The 15444-nt window shown below is 45.3% G+C and carries 10 protein-coding genes and 3 rRNA genes (1 of these 13 only partly in view); 8 read left to right on the top strand and 5 right to left on the bottom strand.

Going from position 1 to position 15444, the window contains the following annotated elements; all coding sequences use genetic code 11:
* Nucleotides 1-9 precede the first annotated feature (9 nt).
* From nagZ to NYE53_RS01030, 7 genes are all read left to right on the top strand, one after another.
* Nucleotides 10-1938 (top strand): beta-N-acetylhexosaminidase, encoded by a 1929-nt coding sequence (gene nagZ, locus NYE53_RS01060; RefSeq protein ID WP_339246760.1) that lies wholly within the window; start codon nt 10-12, stop codon nt 1936-1938.
* 13 nt (nt 1939-1951) lie between these two features.
* A complete protein-coding gene (locus NYE53_RS01055; protein WP_339246756.1) occupies nt 1952-3196 on the top strand; it encodes an exo-beta-N-acetylmuramidase NamZ domain-containing protein in 1245 nt (414 codons plus the stop codon).
* A 190-nt stretch (nt 3197-3386) separates the two neighbouring features.
* Nucleotides 3387-4976, top strand: coding sequence for a bacillibactin transport transcriptional regulator Btr (gene btr / locus NYE53_RS01050; protein ID WP_339246754.1), 1590 nt, complete (start codon nt 3387-3389; stop codon nt 4974-4976).
* Between the two features lie 90 nt (nt 4977-5066).
* Nucleotides 5067-6020: an iron ABC transporter substrate-binding protein FeuA gene (feuA, locus tag NYE53_RS01045; protein WP_327829098.1), complete on the top strand. Its 954-nt coding sequence runs from the start codon at nt 5067-5069 to the stop codon at nt 6018-6020.
* Nucleotides 6021-6038: 18 nt separating this feature from the next.
* Nucleotides 6039-7043, top strand: a complete 1005-nt coding sequence (locus NYE53_RS01040; RefSeq protein WP_327829099.1) for an iron ABC transporter permease — start codon at nt 6039-6041, stop codon at nt 7041-7043.
* The gene (feuC, locus tag NYE53_RS01035) at nt 7036-8046 is read left to right on the top strand and encodes an iron ABC transporter permease FeuC (protein ID WP_003234980.1); all 1011 of its coding nucleotides are present in this window, start codon (nt 7036-7038) and stop codon (nt 8044-8046) included. The genes NYE53_RS01040 and feuC overlap by 8 nt, the downstream gene beginning before the upstream one ends.
* Entirely contained in the window at nt 8043-8795 is a 753-nt protein-coding gene (locus NYE53_RS01030; RefSeq protein ID WP_251187357.1) for an alpha/beta hydrolase, read from the top strand. Before feuC ends, NYE53_RS01030 begins: the two co-directional genes overlap by 4 nt.
* 9 nt (nt 8796-8804) lie before the next feature.
* Here the strand turns inward: NYE53_RS01030 and NYE53_RS01025 are convergent, their stop codons facing one another.
* Complete coding sequence (locus NYE53_RS01025) at nt 8805-9725, bottom strand: bile acid:sodium symporter family protein (RefSeq protein WP_251187370.1); 921 nt, start codon at nt 9723-9725, stop codon at nt 8805-8807.
* A gap of 145 nt (nt 9726-9870) precedes the next feature.
* Entirely contained in the window at nt 9871-11307 is a 1437-nt protein-coding gene (locus NYE53_RS01020; protein WP_080528835.1) for a SulP family inorganic anion transporter, read from the bottom strand.
* Nucleotides 11308-11757: 450 nt separating this feature from the next.
* Between NYE53_RS01020 and NYE53_RS01015 the strand changes: the two genes are divergently transcribed.
* On the top strand, nt 11758-11925 hold the full coding sequence (locus NYE53_RS01015) for a hypothetical protein (protein WP_339246748.1): 168 nt from the start codon (nt 11758-11760) through the stop codon (nt 11923-11925).
* Between the two features lie 150 nt (nt 11926-12075).
* Here NYE53_RS01015 and rrf read toward each other — a convergent pair.
* The 3 genes from rrf to NYE53_RS01000 all read right to left on the bottom strand — a co-directional run.
* A 5S ribosomal RNA gene (gene rrf, locus NYE53_RS01010) occupies nt 12076-12191 on the bottom strand.
* A 55-nt stretch (nt 12192-12246) separates the two neighbouring features.
* Nucleotides 12247-15174: ribosomal RNA gene (locus tag NYE53_RS01005) — 23S ribosomal RNA — on the bottom strand.
* 170 nt (nt 15175-15344) lie between these two features.
* Nucleotides 15345-15444, bottom strand: a 16S ribosomal RNA gene (locus NYE53_RS01000); it runs 1450 nt beyond the window's last position.
* The 16S, 23S and 5S rRNA genes sit together here, the layout of an rRNA operon.

The raw sequence follows: 15444 nt of genomic DNA, 5'->3' as shown, positions 1-15444 counted from the left end.
GAAGTTTCTATGAGACCTGTCTTTCCGCTTATCCTTTCAGCCGTTCTCTTTCTTTCATGCTTTTTCGGGGCCAGACAAACAGAAGCCTCTGCATCCAAACGTTCAATTGATGCCAATCAGATTGTCAATCGTATGTCGTTAGATGAAAAACTCGGCCAGATGCTGATGCCTGATTTTAGAAATTGGCAAAAGGAAGGCGAGTCCTCTCTGCAAGCCCTTACAGAAATGAATGATGAAGTCGCCAGCCTCGTCAAGAAATATCAATTCGGAGGCATCATCCTTTTTGCAGAAAATGTAAAAACAACAAAGCAAACTGTCCAACTGACAGACGATTACCAAAAGGCAAGTCCAAAAATCCCGCTCATGCTGAGTATTGATCAGGAAGGTGGCATTGTAACGAGGTTAGGGGAGGGCACTAATTTCCCAGGGAATATGGCACTGGGCGCAGCCAGAAGCAGAATCAATGCGTATCAGACCGGCAGCATCATCGGGAAAGAGCTCTCTGCCTTAGGCATCAATACAGATTTCAGCCCTGTCGTGGACATTAACAATAATCCTGATAATCCTGTAATCGGCGTACGGTCATTCAGCTCCAATCGAGAACTGACATCACGACTCGGTCTATACACGATGAAAGGGTTGCAGCGGCAGGATATCGCGTCTGCCCTCAAACATTTCCCGGGACATGGAGACACGGACGTTGACAGCCATTATGGACTGCCGCTCGTTTCCCATGGCCAAGAACGGCTTCGTGAGGTCGAGCTTTATCCTTTCCAAAAAGCAATTGATGCTGGTGCTGATATGGTGATGACAGCCCATGTTCAATTCCCTGCCTTCGACGACACCACATACAAAAGCAAACTCGATGGATCGGACATTCTGGTTCCAGCTACACTTTCAAAAAAAGTGATGACAGGTCTTCTTCGTCAGGAAATGGGCTTTAATGGTGTGATCGTTACCGATGCACTCAATATGAAGGCAATCGCAGATCATTTCGGACAGGAAGAGGCTGTGGTCATGGCCGTAAAAGCTGGTGTCGATATTGCATTAATGCCAGTCTCAGTCACTTCAATGAAAGAAGAACAGAAATTCGCACGTGTCATTCAAGCTTTAAAAGAGGCCATAAAAAACGGGGATATTCCTGAACAACAAATCAACAAATCAGTTGAAAGAATCATTTCCCTAAAAATAAAACGCGGTATGTATCCAGCACGAAACGACGACAGTACAAAAGAAAAAATAGCCAAAGCCCAAAAAATCGTAGGAAGCAAGCAGCACCTGAAAGCAGAGAAAAAAATAGCTGAAAAAGCAGTAACTGTATTAAAAAATGAACAGCACACTTTGCCGTTCAAGCCTAAAAAAGGCAGCCACATCTTAATTGTGGCACCTTACGAAGAACAAACTGCTTCAATCGAACAAACCATTCACGATCTCATCAAGCGAAAGAAAATCAAACCCGTGTCTGTCGACAAAATGAATTTTGCCAACCAAGTATTTAAGGCCGAGCATGCAAAACAAGTAAAAAAGGCTGATTATATCATAACCGGCTCCTATGTCGTCAAAAATGACCCTGTCGTCAACGACGGTGTCATCGACGACACAATATCAGATTCGAGCAAATGGGCCACCGTGTTTCCGAGAGCTGTCATGAAAGCCGCACTGCAGCACAACAAACCATTTGTCTTAATGAGCCTGCGCAACCCCTATGATGCAGCCAATTTCGAAGAAGCAAAGGCACTGATTGCAGTCTATGGCTTTAAAGGATACGCAAATGGCCGTTATCTTCAACCTAATATTCCGGCCGGAGTGATGGCGATATTCGGTCAGGCAAAACCTAAAGGCACACTTCCAGTTGACATTCCGTCAGTCACGAAACCAGGGAACACCCTTTACCCATATGGCTACGGATTAAATATCAAAACGGGAAAACCGCTTTAATAAGGAGGGACACATGAGAAAAACAATATTCGCTTTTCTGACAGGGCTCATGATGTTCGGAACGATAACCGCTGCCTCTGCTTCACCCGATGACAAGAATCAAACAGCTAAAAAACCTAAAGTCCAGACTGGTATAGACACGCTCTTGCCAGACTATAAAAAACAGCTCAAGGGAAAACGCATCGGACTGATCACCAATCCAACCGGAGTAAACGCATCTCTGAAAAGCAGTGTCGATATTCTTTACGAGAACCCGGATATCAAACTGACAGCTTTATTCGGCCCTGAACACGGCGTCCGCGGTGACGCCCAGGCTGGAGACGAAGTAGGCTCTTACATTGACGAAAAAACCGGGGTTCCCGTATACAGCCTCTACGGAAAAACGAAAAAACCGACTCCAGAAATGCTAAAAAATGTCGATATTCTAATGTTTGACATTCAGGATGTCGGGACCCGTTTCTACACGTACATTTATACAATGGCATACGCAATGGAAGCCGCTAAAGAAAACGGCATTCCATTTATGGTGCTGGACCGTCCGAATCCTCAAGGCGGGAATCATATTGAAGGGCCAATCTTAGAACCTGAATACGCCTCATTTGTCGGATTGTATCCCATTCCATTGAAGCATGGGATGACGATAGGCGAATTGGCTTTACTGTTCAACAAAGAATTTGATATTGATGCCGATCTTACAGTGGTAAAAATGAAACACTGGAAACGAAAAATGGATTTTGACGATACCCGATTGCCTTTCGTCCTCCCTTCGCCTAACATGCCGACGGTGGAAAGCACATTTGTTTATCCTGCAACCGGGCTGATTGAAGGAACAAATATATCCGAAGGGCGAGGGACAACAAAGCCATTCGAATTGATCGGAGCTCCCTTTATCAAAAGCACAGAACTTGAAGAAACATTAAACAGCCTCCATTTGCCGGGCGTAACATTTAGGGCAGCATCCTTCACACCGACGTTTTCTAAACATCAAGGAACGCTTTGCCACGGTGTGCAGCTCTATGTGACAGACAGAGATAAGTTTGAAGCCGTTAAAACGGGTCTTTCAGTCATTAAAACCATACACGATCTCTATCCTGAGGATTTTGAGTTCCTGTCAACAGGTTCATTCGATAAACTGGCAGGCAACGGCTGGATCAGGACAAAAATTGAAAATGGAACTTCGATTGAGAACATCATAAACAGCTATGAAAAAACACTCCAACAATTCAGCAAAACAAGAAAAAAATATCTCATTTATTAGAACGTAAGCATCGTATGTTACACGTGTAACATACTCTTACCGAACGAAAGACCCTTACTTTTACACATAAGTAAGGGTTTTTTTCATGCTAAAAACCCACCCGCTTTATATAGGAAAACTTTCATTTATTTGGTACAATTTTTATTGAAAATGATTATCAATTGAAAGCTTCTGAAAAGGTGGTCTACTCGTGCAAAATGCAGTGATTTATCAACCGATACAAATTGAATATCTAAAAAAGACAAGTGATCTCTTCTCAGAACAGCAATTAGCCGATTCATTCGTGCTGATTTTTCATTTAAAAGGAAACGGCTATATTTCGATCGGAACAAACACCAATCCTCTGCAAAAAAAGACACTTTATGTTTGTCCGCCTAACGATACCTTTGGCTTTACGCCAGCAGCCGATGGACATATAGATGCCTGTCTGATCAGGCTTCAAAGCTATATCAAGGAATCCGGACAAGATATTTTCACACCGTGCACAGAATCGGAATTAGCTAACCTGAAGCTTATGAATGTTTCACATATCGAGAATCTTGCAGTCCGGCTTCAAGAGCTTGCCGCACTATGGAATGAATCGTCTCAGCTTTCTCAGCTAAAATGTGTGATTGAAGTACAAAGCCTGATTTATGACCTTTTTACTGCCAGTTTATCTGATCAAACGAATACACATTCAGCAATCGAAAAAACAAAACACTATATCGAAACCCATGCCGATACAAAAATCACGCTTGCCCAGCTGTCGCAAATGGCAGGAATCAGTGCCAAACACTACAGTGAAAGTTTTAAAAAATGGACAGGACAGAGCGTAACAGAATTTATTACGAAAACACGAATCACAAAGGCAAAACGGCTCATGGCAAAATCAAACTGCAAATTGAAAGAAATCGCACACCAAACCGGTTATCAAGATGAATTTTATTTCAGCAGAATCTTTAAAAAATATACAGGCTGTTCACCTACAAGCTATATGAAAAAACGCCGAAAGAAAATCGCCGCATACGGAAGGGGCACAATGGGCCATCTCATCCCTCTTCACCACATACCTTTTGCGGCCGCTCTGCATCCGAAATGGACGTCTTACTACTATCAGCATTATTCGACAGATATACCCGTCCAGCTCAGTGCATACCGGTTTAATGAAAAGTGGGAAGAAAACCTGTACACGTTATCACAGGCAGAACCAGATGTGATTGTCAGCATGGATTCTATTTCCCCAGAAGAACAAGATCGCCTGAATCGCATCGCAGAAGTCATGTACCTTCCTTCAGGAGAAAGCTGGAGAACCCACTTTCTCCAAACTGCCTCATTTTTAAAGGAGGAGTCCGAAGCAGAAAAGTGGCTAGCGGATTATGACCAGCAGACAACAGCCGCCAAAAAAACACTTCAGCACGTCCAAGGGTTGCGTTTTCTCTTTTTGAGGCTGCATAAGCAAAACTTCTATCTGGCTCATAACCGAAGTGTCCGCGAAGTTTTCTTTGGGGATTTAGGATTCAGCTCGGCAACAACGGCTGACACACCTTCAGAACAAGCGATTTCGTTAGAAAATATCGCAAATTACCAAGCTGACAGTATGATGCTTTTTCTTTTTAAAGAGCCGGAGACCATAGCTTACTACCAGCAATTACAGCAGACAGAAGCATGGCAAAACCTAAGCGCGGTACGGAATAACCGTGTTTATCTTCTATCCCTTGACCCGTGGAATGAATACTCAGCTTGCGGGCACGAACGCATCGTTCAGCAAACTGTTTCTTTACTATCCGGAGATTGTCCATGATAAATCAGGAATTTGTCCATGGTGTTATATCTGTTCATTCTCTATAATTCCAATTGATAATAGTTATCAATTGAACAGGAGGCTCTATAGATGAAAAAGATATCTCTTACCTTATTAATCTTGCTTCTCGCGCTGACGGCGGCAGCTTGCGGCAGCAAAAATGAATCAACTGCCAGCAAGGCAAGCGGCACAGCATCTGAGAAGAAGAAAATTGAATACCTTGATAAAACATATGAAGTAACTGTACCGACAGACAAAATCGCCATTACGGGAAGCGTTGAATCAATGGAAGACGCGAAATTGCTTGACGTTCATCCGCAAGGCGCAATTTCATTCTCCGGCAAATTCCCTGATATGTTCAAAGACATCACTGATAAAGCCAAACCAACCGGAGAAAAAATGGAGCCAAATATTGAAAAGATTCTTGAAATGAAGCCAGATGTTATCCTTGCTTCAACAAAGTTTCCGGAAAAAACGCTTCAAAAAATCAGCACAGCAGGCACGACGATCCCAGTTTCTCATATCTCTTCAAACTGGAAGGAAAACATGATGCTGCTTGCCCAGCTGACTGGAAAAGAGAAAAAAGCAAAGAAAATTATTGCTGACTATGAACAGGATCTAAAAGAAACAAAAACAAAAATCAACGATAAAGCGAAAGATTCAAAAGCGCTTGTCATCAGAATCAGACAAGGCAACATTTACATTTACCCTGAACAAGTGTATTTCAACTCCACACTATACGGTGATTTAGGCCTTAAGGCGCCGAACGAAGTAAAAGCTGCAAAAGCGCAAGAGCTGATTTCATTAGAAAAATTAAGTGAAATGAACCCGGACCATATTTTCGTCCAATTTTCTGATGATGAAAATGCAGACAAACCTGATGCCTTAAAAGATTTAGAGAAAAATCCAATCTGGAAAAGCCTTAAAGCAGTCAAAGACGACCATGTGTATGTCAACTCAGTGGACCCTCTCGCACAAGGCGGCACAGCTTGGAGTAAAGTCCGTTTCCTGAAAGCGGCTGCTGAAAAATTGACACAAAACTAATTCAGAGTAGGTTTTTGTATGTATTCAAAACAGTGGACACGTATCATATTGATTACTTCTCCATTTGCTATAACGCTGTCGCTTTTGCTTTCAATCCTTTATGGGGCAAAGCATCTTAGCACAGATATTGTTTTTACATCTCTTATTCATTTCGATCCGGGAAACACAGACCATCAAATTATATGGCACTCCCGGATTCCAAGGGCTGCCGGCGCTCTGCTCATAGGGGCAGCCCTTGCTGTTTCTGGAGCGCTTATGCAGGGCATTACGCGCAATTATTTAGCTTCGCCATCCATTATGGGTGTTTCAGATGGTTCAGCGTTTATCATTACGCTTTGCATGGTTCTGCTCCCGCAATCATCTTCGATTGAAATGATGATATACTCTTTTATCGGCTCAGCGTTAGGAGCGGTGTTAGTATTCGGCCTTGCCGCCGTGATGCCAAACGGATTTACCCCCGTGCAGCTCGCCATCATCGGCACAGTCACAAGCATGCTGCTCAGCAGCTTATCAGCGGCCATGTCGATTTATTTTCAAATTTCTCAGGATCTCAGTTTCTGGTACAGTGCCAGACTTCATCAAATGAGTCCGGATTTCCTGAAGCTTGCCGCTCCGTTTTTCCTGATTGGCATCATAATGGCCATTTCTCTCAGCAAAAAGGTAACCGCTGTATCATTAGGGGACGACATTTCTAAAAGCCTGGGGCAAAAGAAAAAAACCATTAAAATCATGGCGATGCTTTCCGTCATCATTTTAACCGGCAGTGCCGTAGCGCTGGCCGGAAAAATTGCGTTTGTCGGGTTGGTTGTTCCGCATATCACGAGATTTCTCGTCGGCTCTGATTACAGCAGGCTGATTCCGTGCTCCTGTATTTTGGGCGGAATCTTTTTAACCCTGTGTGATCTCGCAAGCAGATTTATCAACTATCCGTTTGAAACACCGATTGAGGTCGTAACATCCATTATCGGCGTACCTTTCTTCCTTTATTTAATTAAACGAAAAGGAGGGGAGCAAAATGGCTAAAAAATATGCATTGTTCATCGCTTTGATTCTTGTTGTCAGCTATTTCAGCTTAACGAGCGGATCATTTTCTGTTCGTCCTGCTGAGCTGCTCTCCACTCTTTTTCAAATCGACCCGAATCCGCAGTATGAAATTTTACTGTTCGATTTAAGACTGCCGCGGGTTGTCATGGCTGCTATTATTGGACTCGGTCTTGGCATTGCAGGCGCTGTTATCCAAGCCATCACGAGAAACGGGCTTGCTGATCCTGGAATTCTCGGAATCAACGCAGGGGCAGGAGCCGGCATTGTAGCGTTTATGCTCTTATTCCAAGGCCAGAAGGAAGTGACATCCATAGCTGCAGCGATGGGAATGCCGCTCTTTGGATTGATAGGCGGGCTCATCGCGGCGATCCTGATTTACATATTTGCATGGCACAGAGGAAATTTAGATTCAGGAAGAATTATTCTGGTAGGGATTGCCATCAATTCAGGATTCAGCGCCCTGTCTTTGTTTTTATCTTTAAAAATGGACCCGCAAGACTATCAAATGGCCATGGTGTGGAAAAACGGAAGCATCTGGTCTGCCAACTGGACGTATATCACAGCCGTACTCCCATGGATGCTGCTGTTTATACCGATTCTTATCGGCAAATCCCGCCTGCTCGACACCATTCGTTTTGATGAAGACACAGTCAGAAGCCTCGGCATTTCATCAAATAAAGAAAAAACCATCCTGCTCGTAGCCTGTGTAGCAATCATCAGCGCCTGTGTCTCCGTAGCGGGAAGCATGGCGTTTGTCGGCTTAATTGCTCCCCATATCTCACGGAGACTGGCTGGCGTCGAACATCGCTATATCCTGCCACTGAGCGGTTTAATCGGGATGCTGCTTGTGATAAGCGCAGACTTTGCCGGAAAACTGTTTTTTCAGCCCGCAGAAGTGCCCGCAGGCATCATTTTGGCGATCCTCGGAGTTCCTTATTTCTTATATCTGCTTTTCAAGCAAAAAAAGGGGGAGAATGCTTGAAAGGATCTCTTTCAGAACACAAAGCCGGCAACAGGAGGTTCACGCTGTACCTCCCTCCTTCCTACAGCACAGACAGCGGGGGATTTCCTGCTGTTTATGTGCAAGATGGCAGTTCTTTGTTTCACGACGAAATTGAATTTTTAGAAAGCATGTTTCAACAGCAAAGGCTCCCTGAACTCGTGCTGATCGGTATCGAACCCGAAAACCGGCTAAATGAATACACACCTTGGCCGGCTGCATCACTCAGTGATCGGTTCACGGACTTCGGCGGAATGGGATATCACTATCTGTCTGATATAACGAACCAGTTCATTCCGCTAATCGAAGAAAACTGGAACGTCACCAGGGAACCGCAGTCAAGAGGAATGATCGGTGCCTCATTAGGCGGCCTCATCTCAATGTTCGCCTTATTAAAATATCCGTCAATGTTCGGGAAAATAGGCTCTATATCAGGTTCATACTGGTACGAGAACGCAGCGGAAACCATTCATATATCTTCTTTAAAGCCAGGCACTGTACGTGTTTTCATGTCTGTCGGGAGTGAAGAAGGCCGTGAAAAACAATCCATTCAGCGAAATATGCTGAAAAAAACAAAGCAAGTTCATCAAAGTCTAAAAGAAAAAGGCTTCACTGAAGACCAGTTGTGTCTTTCAATTGAAAAAGGAGCGGTGCACCACCGCAAGTATTTCTGCAAACAGTTCATCAACGCGCTCGAATGGCTATACGGAAAAAACCGCTCAACCCTATGAGCGGTTTTTTTATGCTTTCTGCAACATTGGTTTTAATTCAAAACGATTCAGCATATAGCCAAACAAAGCAGCCAATATCTGCTGAAACAGCATGCCGATCACAACAGGAACGGCAACCTGAGACGGGAAGAACGTAACGGCAAGAACTGCGCCGGCACTAATATTCCTCATGCCTCCCGTAAATATAAGAGAGACTATTTCCTCTTGCCGCCTTTTCATCATTTTTCCGATCAGCCAAGCAGCGGCATAGCCTGTTAACGCGATAAAGAATACCGTTACAGCTATTCCTGCAAATCTCAAATCAATGGATTTGAAATAAGGAGCAATCGCTGAACTGTTGATCGCAATCACTGCCATCAAGCAAAGCTTTGAAAAAGGCGACAGCGCACTGCTCAAAGACGCAGTTCTATCTGGAGATGACATCTGATTAAACAGCATGCCCAGAAAAGAAGGAATCACGACCATTACAATCAGACCTTTCATCATTCCCCACACATCCATATGAACCTGAGCGCCGGCCAGCAATGAAAGACTCAGCGGTACGATTAGCGGTGACAGCACAGTATCAATTAAAATAATCGAAAGTGTCAAACCGACATTCCCTTTGTACATCGCTGCCCAAATCAAGCTTGTAATCCCCGTAGGAATCACAACAGCCAATGTTAAACCGGTAATCGTCAAAGGATCACCTTTAAATATAAGATGGCCGCTGCCCCAAGCAAAAAGCGGCATGAAAATATGAAGAACGAATAGTGCAAGAATCATAGGGAGAGGGTGAGACAATGCATGTCTCAAAGATTGAAAGTTCGCGCTTAAACTGCCTGCAAACGTAATAAAAGCAAAGATCCAAGGCACAGCCCATTCATACCCATTTAAAAACTGAGACAGCAGCACGCCCAGCACCACACTAGTCGGCGTCAACAGCGGCATCACTCTCCCCAATACACGGTTCAGCTTCTGAAGCATCATATGCAAGTCCCCTATTTAAAATTTCTCTTCTCTCTATTATATCAATGCTGCTTAAGTGTATGTTATATAAAAAAGCCCAGATCTCATTCATCTGGACTTCTCTATGTTATGCCATCTGTTTCATTAGAGATTTACTCGCTTTATTCAAACCTTTTAACTCAGCTTCAATACCTTGTTCCTTAAACTTCGCAACAATCTTATCAAGTGCGGCCGCTCCAGAATCGTCCCATACGTGAGCTTCAGTTAAGTCAATCACGACCCGCTCAATATCCTCTTGATAAATAAACGCATTTGCAAGATCCGTCACTGACGCAAAAAAGATTTGCCCCTTCACTTGATACGTTCTAAGCTTTTGATCCTCTGCATGAGAAACGATTTTCAGCTTCGAGATTTTTGCCACAAAGAACACGGCACTTAAAAGAACGCCGACAAATACACCCTTAGATAAGTCATCCGTCACAACAACCGTAACCACAGTCACAACCATGACAATCGAGTCCGTGAGCGGCGCTTTTTTGAGACCTTTTAAGGAAGACCAATCAAATGTGCCGACAGACACCATAACCATTACAGCCACTAACGCCGCCATTGGGATTTTCACCACGACATGACTTAACACCGCAATTAAAAACATCAGAAAAGCACCGGCAACAAATGCTGACAAACGTCCGCGACCACCCGCTTTTGTATTAATGACAGATTGTCCGATCATAGCGCAGCCTGCCATTCCGCCAAAGAATCCAGTCACGATATTCGCAATTCCCTGTCCGCGGCTCTCTTTATTTTTATCACTGTCCGTATCCGTCATTTCATCAATAATCTGTGCTGTCAGCAAAGATTCAAGCAACCCGACAAACGCTAAAGCAATTGAATAAGGAAAAATAATTTGCAGTGTTTCAAAGGTAAACGGAACATCAGGGATTAAGAAATGAGGCAATGAACTAGAAATATTGCCCATATCACCAACTGTCCGCACATCCACATGGAAAGTGACCGCAATAATTGTCATCACAATAATCGCCACAAGCGGAGACGGAACAGCAGTCGTAAACCTTGGCAGCACATAAATAATAACCAACGACCCGGCAAGCATCGCATACATGCTCCAAGAAGCACCTTCAAACTGGGGAAGCTGCGCAGAGAAGATAAGAATCGCCAGCGCATTCACAAAACCGATCATCACAGAACGCGGGATGAATTTCATTAATCTTGCAATTTTACTGATACCTAAAATCACCTGAATAATGCCTGTTAAAATCGTAGCCGCAAATAAATACTGAAGCCCATGATCAGCAACCAGCGACACCATAACGACTGCCATTGAGCCTGTCGCAGCTGAAATCATGCCAGGTCTGCCGCCAAAAATAGAAATAATAATGGCTATACAAAATGACGCATAAAGACCGACCATTGGATCCACACCGGCTATAATAGAAAAGCCAATCGCTTCAGGTATTAACGCTAACGCAACTAAAATGCCAGCAAGAATGTCTTTTCGGATATTCCCGAACCATTGCTGTTTTAATGTAAAACTATTATTCAAATATAACGACTCCTTTTTAGTAAAAAATAAATCCGCACCATATCTATTGTATTGGAAGCTTTTTTTATTTTACGGGAGAAAATGAAAAGAAAAACGACCGGAGAAAACGGGGAAACGTTGAGTATATTGTATTGAGGCAAGGAGTTGTCATACAAAGAGTATCATAATAAATTTTTATCAATTACGCAAGATGAATGCTGAAGAAAAAAATGGCTCAAATATAGTCTGAGACATTTTATCATATCCGGATGAAACCAAGAATCGTTTTAATGACAGTAATATCTTTTCTCCCATTTGGCAACCCGAGCCGGTTTCCGAAAAAATAACCTATCATCATTATCTCAGGCTGATAAATATGAGCGGGCCTCATTTAACTCTGTTTGGCAATCAATAAAATAGCTTTTGCAGGGATTATTCTTTATTTTTTCTTAGGACTTATTTATAGCCGGCATGTTCACCATTATCTTAAATGTCACCAATCAATTTTATCATGGAAAAACAGAACATATGACAGGCATGCTGCTCGCTGCCAATGGATTGGCGGCTCTATCCTGCCAATTGCAGTCGGATGGAGTCTGGATGAGTCTCCCGTACAACCTGCATTTTGATTATTTATGACTCTCATGTTGATCATGCTGGTGATTGTATTGGGATTCAAAAGTATTAGAAAACTTAAAAAGCAGAAGCTTGATAAAATGGATACTGATGAAAGCAAATCTGCACAGATATAAAATAAAAAACCCAGCTCAATGAGCTGAGTTTAAGCTTGCTTGGCGGCGTCCTACTCTCACAGGGGGAAACCCCCGACTACCATCGGCGCTGAAGAGCTTAACTTCCGTGTTCGGTATGGGAACGGGTGTGACCTCTTCGCTATCGCCACCAAACAAATTGAGAGTGTTCTCTCAAAACTAGATAACAGGTGTGACATCATTCAAAAATATGGTTAAGTCCTCGATCGATTAGTATCTGTCAGCTCCATGTGTCGCCACACTTCCACCTCAGACCTATCAACCTGATCATCTTTCAGGGATCTTACTTCCTTGCGGAATGGGAAATCTCATCTTGAGGGGGGCTTCATGCTTAGATGCTTTCAGCACTTATCCCGTCCGCACATAGCTACCCAGCGATGCCCTTGGCAGAACAACTGGTACACCAGCGGTGCGTCCATCCCGGTCCTCTCGTACTAAGGACAGCTCCTCTCAAATTTCCTGCGCCCGCGACGGATAGGGACCGAACTGTCTCACGACGTTCTGAACCCAGCTCGCGTACCGCTTTAATGGGCGAACAGCCCAACCCTTGGGACCGACTACAGCCCCAGGATGCGATGAGCCGACATCGAGGTGCCAAACCTCCCCGTCGATGTGGACTCTTGGGGGAGATAAGCCTGTTATCCCCGGGGTAGCTTTTATCCGTTGAGCGATGGCCCTTCCATGCGGAACCACCGGATCACTAAGCCCGACTTTCGTCCCTGCTCGACTTGTAGGTCTCGCAGTCAAGCTCCCTTGTGCCTTTACACTCTGCGAATGATTTCCAACCATTCTGAGGGAACCTTTGGGCGCCTCCGTTACCTTTTAGGAGGCGACCGCCCCAGTCAAACTGCCCACCTGACACTGTCTCCCCGCCCGATAAGGGCGGCGGGTTAGAAGGTCAATACAGCCAGGGTAGTATCCCACCGATGCCTCCACCGAAGCTGGCGCTCCGGTTTCCAAGGCTCCTACCTATCCTGTACAAGCTGTACCAACATTCAATATCAGGCTGCAGTAAAGCTCCACGGGGTCTTTCCGTCCTGTCGCGGGTAACCTGCATCTTCACAGGTACTATAATTTCACCGAGTCTCTCGTTGAGACAGTGCCCAGATCGTTGCGCCTTTCGTGCGGGTCGGAACTTACCCGACAAGGAATTTCGCTACCTTAGGACCGTTATAGTTACGGCCGCCGTTTACTGGGGCTTCAATTCGCACCTTCGCTTACGCTAAGCGCTCCTCTTAACCTTCCAGCACCGGGCAGGCGTCAGCCCCTATACTTCGCCTTACGGCTTCGCAGAGACCTGTGTTTTTGCTAAACAGTCGCCTGGGCCTATTCACTGCGGCTCTCTCGGGCTTGCACCCTAACAGAGCACCCCTTCTCCCGAAGTTACGGGGTCATTTTGCCGAGTTCCTTAACGAGAGTTCTCTCGATCACCTTAGGATTCTCTCCTCGCCTACCTGTGTCGGTTTGCGGTACGGGCACCTCTCACCTCGCTAGAGGCTTTTCTTGGCAGTGTGGAATCAGGAACTTCGCTACTATATTTCGCTCGCCATCACAGCTCAGCCTTATGAGAAACGGATTTGCCTATTTCCCAGCCTAACTGCTTGGACGCGGATATCCAATACCGCGCTTACCCTATCCTCCTGCGTCCCCCCATTGCTCAAATGGTGAGGAGGTGGTACAGGAATATCAACCTGTTGTCCATCGCCTACGCCTTTCGGCCTCGGCTTAGGTCCCGACTAACCCTGAGCGGACGAGCCTTCCTCAGGAAACCTTAGGCATTCGGTGGAGGGGATTCTCACCCCTCTTTCGCTACTCATACCGGCATTCTCACTTCTAAGCGCTCCACCAGTCCTTCCGGTCTGGCTTCACAGCCCTTAGAACGCTCTCCTACCACTGTTCGAAGAACAGTCCGCAGCTTCGGTGATACGTTTAGCCCCGGTACATTTTCGGCGCAGAGTCACTCGACCAGTGAGCTATTACGCACTCTTTAAATGGTGGCTGCTTCTAAGCCAACATCCTGGTTGTCTAAGCAACTCCACATCCTTTTCCACTTAACGTATACTTTGGGACCTTAGCTGGCGGTCTGGGCTGTTTCCCTTTCGACTACGGATCTTATCACTCGCAGTCTGACTCCCAAGGATAAGTCATTGGCATTCGGAGTTTGACTGAATTCGGTAACCCGGTAGGGGCCCCTAGTCCAATCAGTGCTCTACCTCCAAGACTCTTACCTTGAGGCTAGCCCTAAAGCTATTTCGGAGAGAACCAGCTATCTCCAGGTTCGATTGGCATTTCACCCCTACCCACACCTCATCCCCGCACTTTTCAACGTGCGTGGGTTCGGGCCTCCATTCAGTGTTACCTGAACTTCACCCTGGACATGGGTAGATCACCTGGTTTCGGGTCTACGACCACGTACTCATGCGCCCTATTCAGACTCGCTTTCGCTGCGGCTCCGCATCTTCTGCTTAACCTTGCACGGGATCGTAACTCGCCGGTTCATTCTACAAAAGGCACGCCATCACCCGTTAACGGGCTCTGACTACTTGTAGGCACACGGTTTCAGGATCTCTTTCACTCCCCTTCCGGGGTGCTTTTCACCTTTCCCTCACGGTACTGGTTCACTATCGGTCACTAGGGAGTATTTAGCCTTGGGAGATGGTCCTCCCGGATTCCGACGGAATTTCACGTGTTCCGCCGTACTCAGGATCCACTCAGGAGAGAACGAAGTTTTGACTACAGGGCTGTTACCTCCTATGGCGGGCCTTTCCAGACCTCTTCATCTACCTCGTTCCTTTGTAACTCCGTACAGAGTGTCCTACAACCCCAAGAGGCAAGCCTCTTGGTTTGGGCTGATCCCGTTTCGCTCGCCGCTACTCAGGGAATCGCATTTGCTTTCTCTTCCTCCGGGTACTTAGATGTTTCAGTTCCCCGGGTCTGCCTTCTCATATCCTATGAATTCAGATATGGATACCACTCCATTACGAGTGGTGGGTTTCCCCATTCGGAAATCTCCGGATCAAAGCTTGCTTACAGCTCCCCGAAGCATATCGGTGTTCGTCCCGTCCTTCATCGGCTCCTAGTGCCAAGGCATCCACCGTGCGCCCTTTCTAACTTAACCGTTAAAAAGAATCACTATGTGATATCTTGTGTTACTAATTGAATGTGATGTCTACTGTTATCTAGTTTTCAAAGAACACGTTTCGAAGGAATGATCCTTCAAAACTAAACAAGACAGGGAACGTTCTGTTTATAAGACCCAAGGTCTTATATTCCGTATAATATCCTTAGAAAGGAGGTGATCCAGCCGCACCTTCCGATACGGCTACCTTGTTACGACTTCACCCCAATCATCTGTCCCACCTTCGGCGGCTGGCTCCTAAAAGGTTAC

This window comes from Bacillus sp. FSL R5-0523 (genome assembly GCF_037975295.1).
Classification (GTDB): Bacteria; Bacillota; Bacilli; order Bacillales; family Bacillaceae; genus Bacillus; species Bacillus subtilis.
The sequence above is the reverse complement of the archived record's forward strand: the minus strand, read 5'-3'. Positions and strand labels throughout refer to the sequence as shown.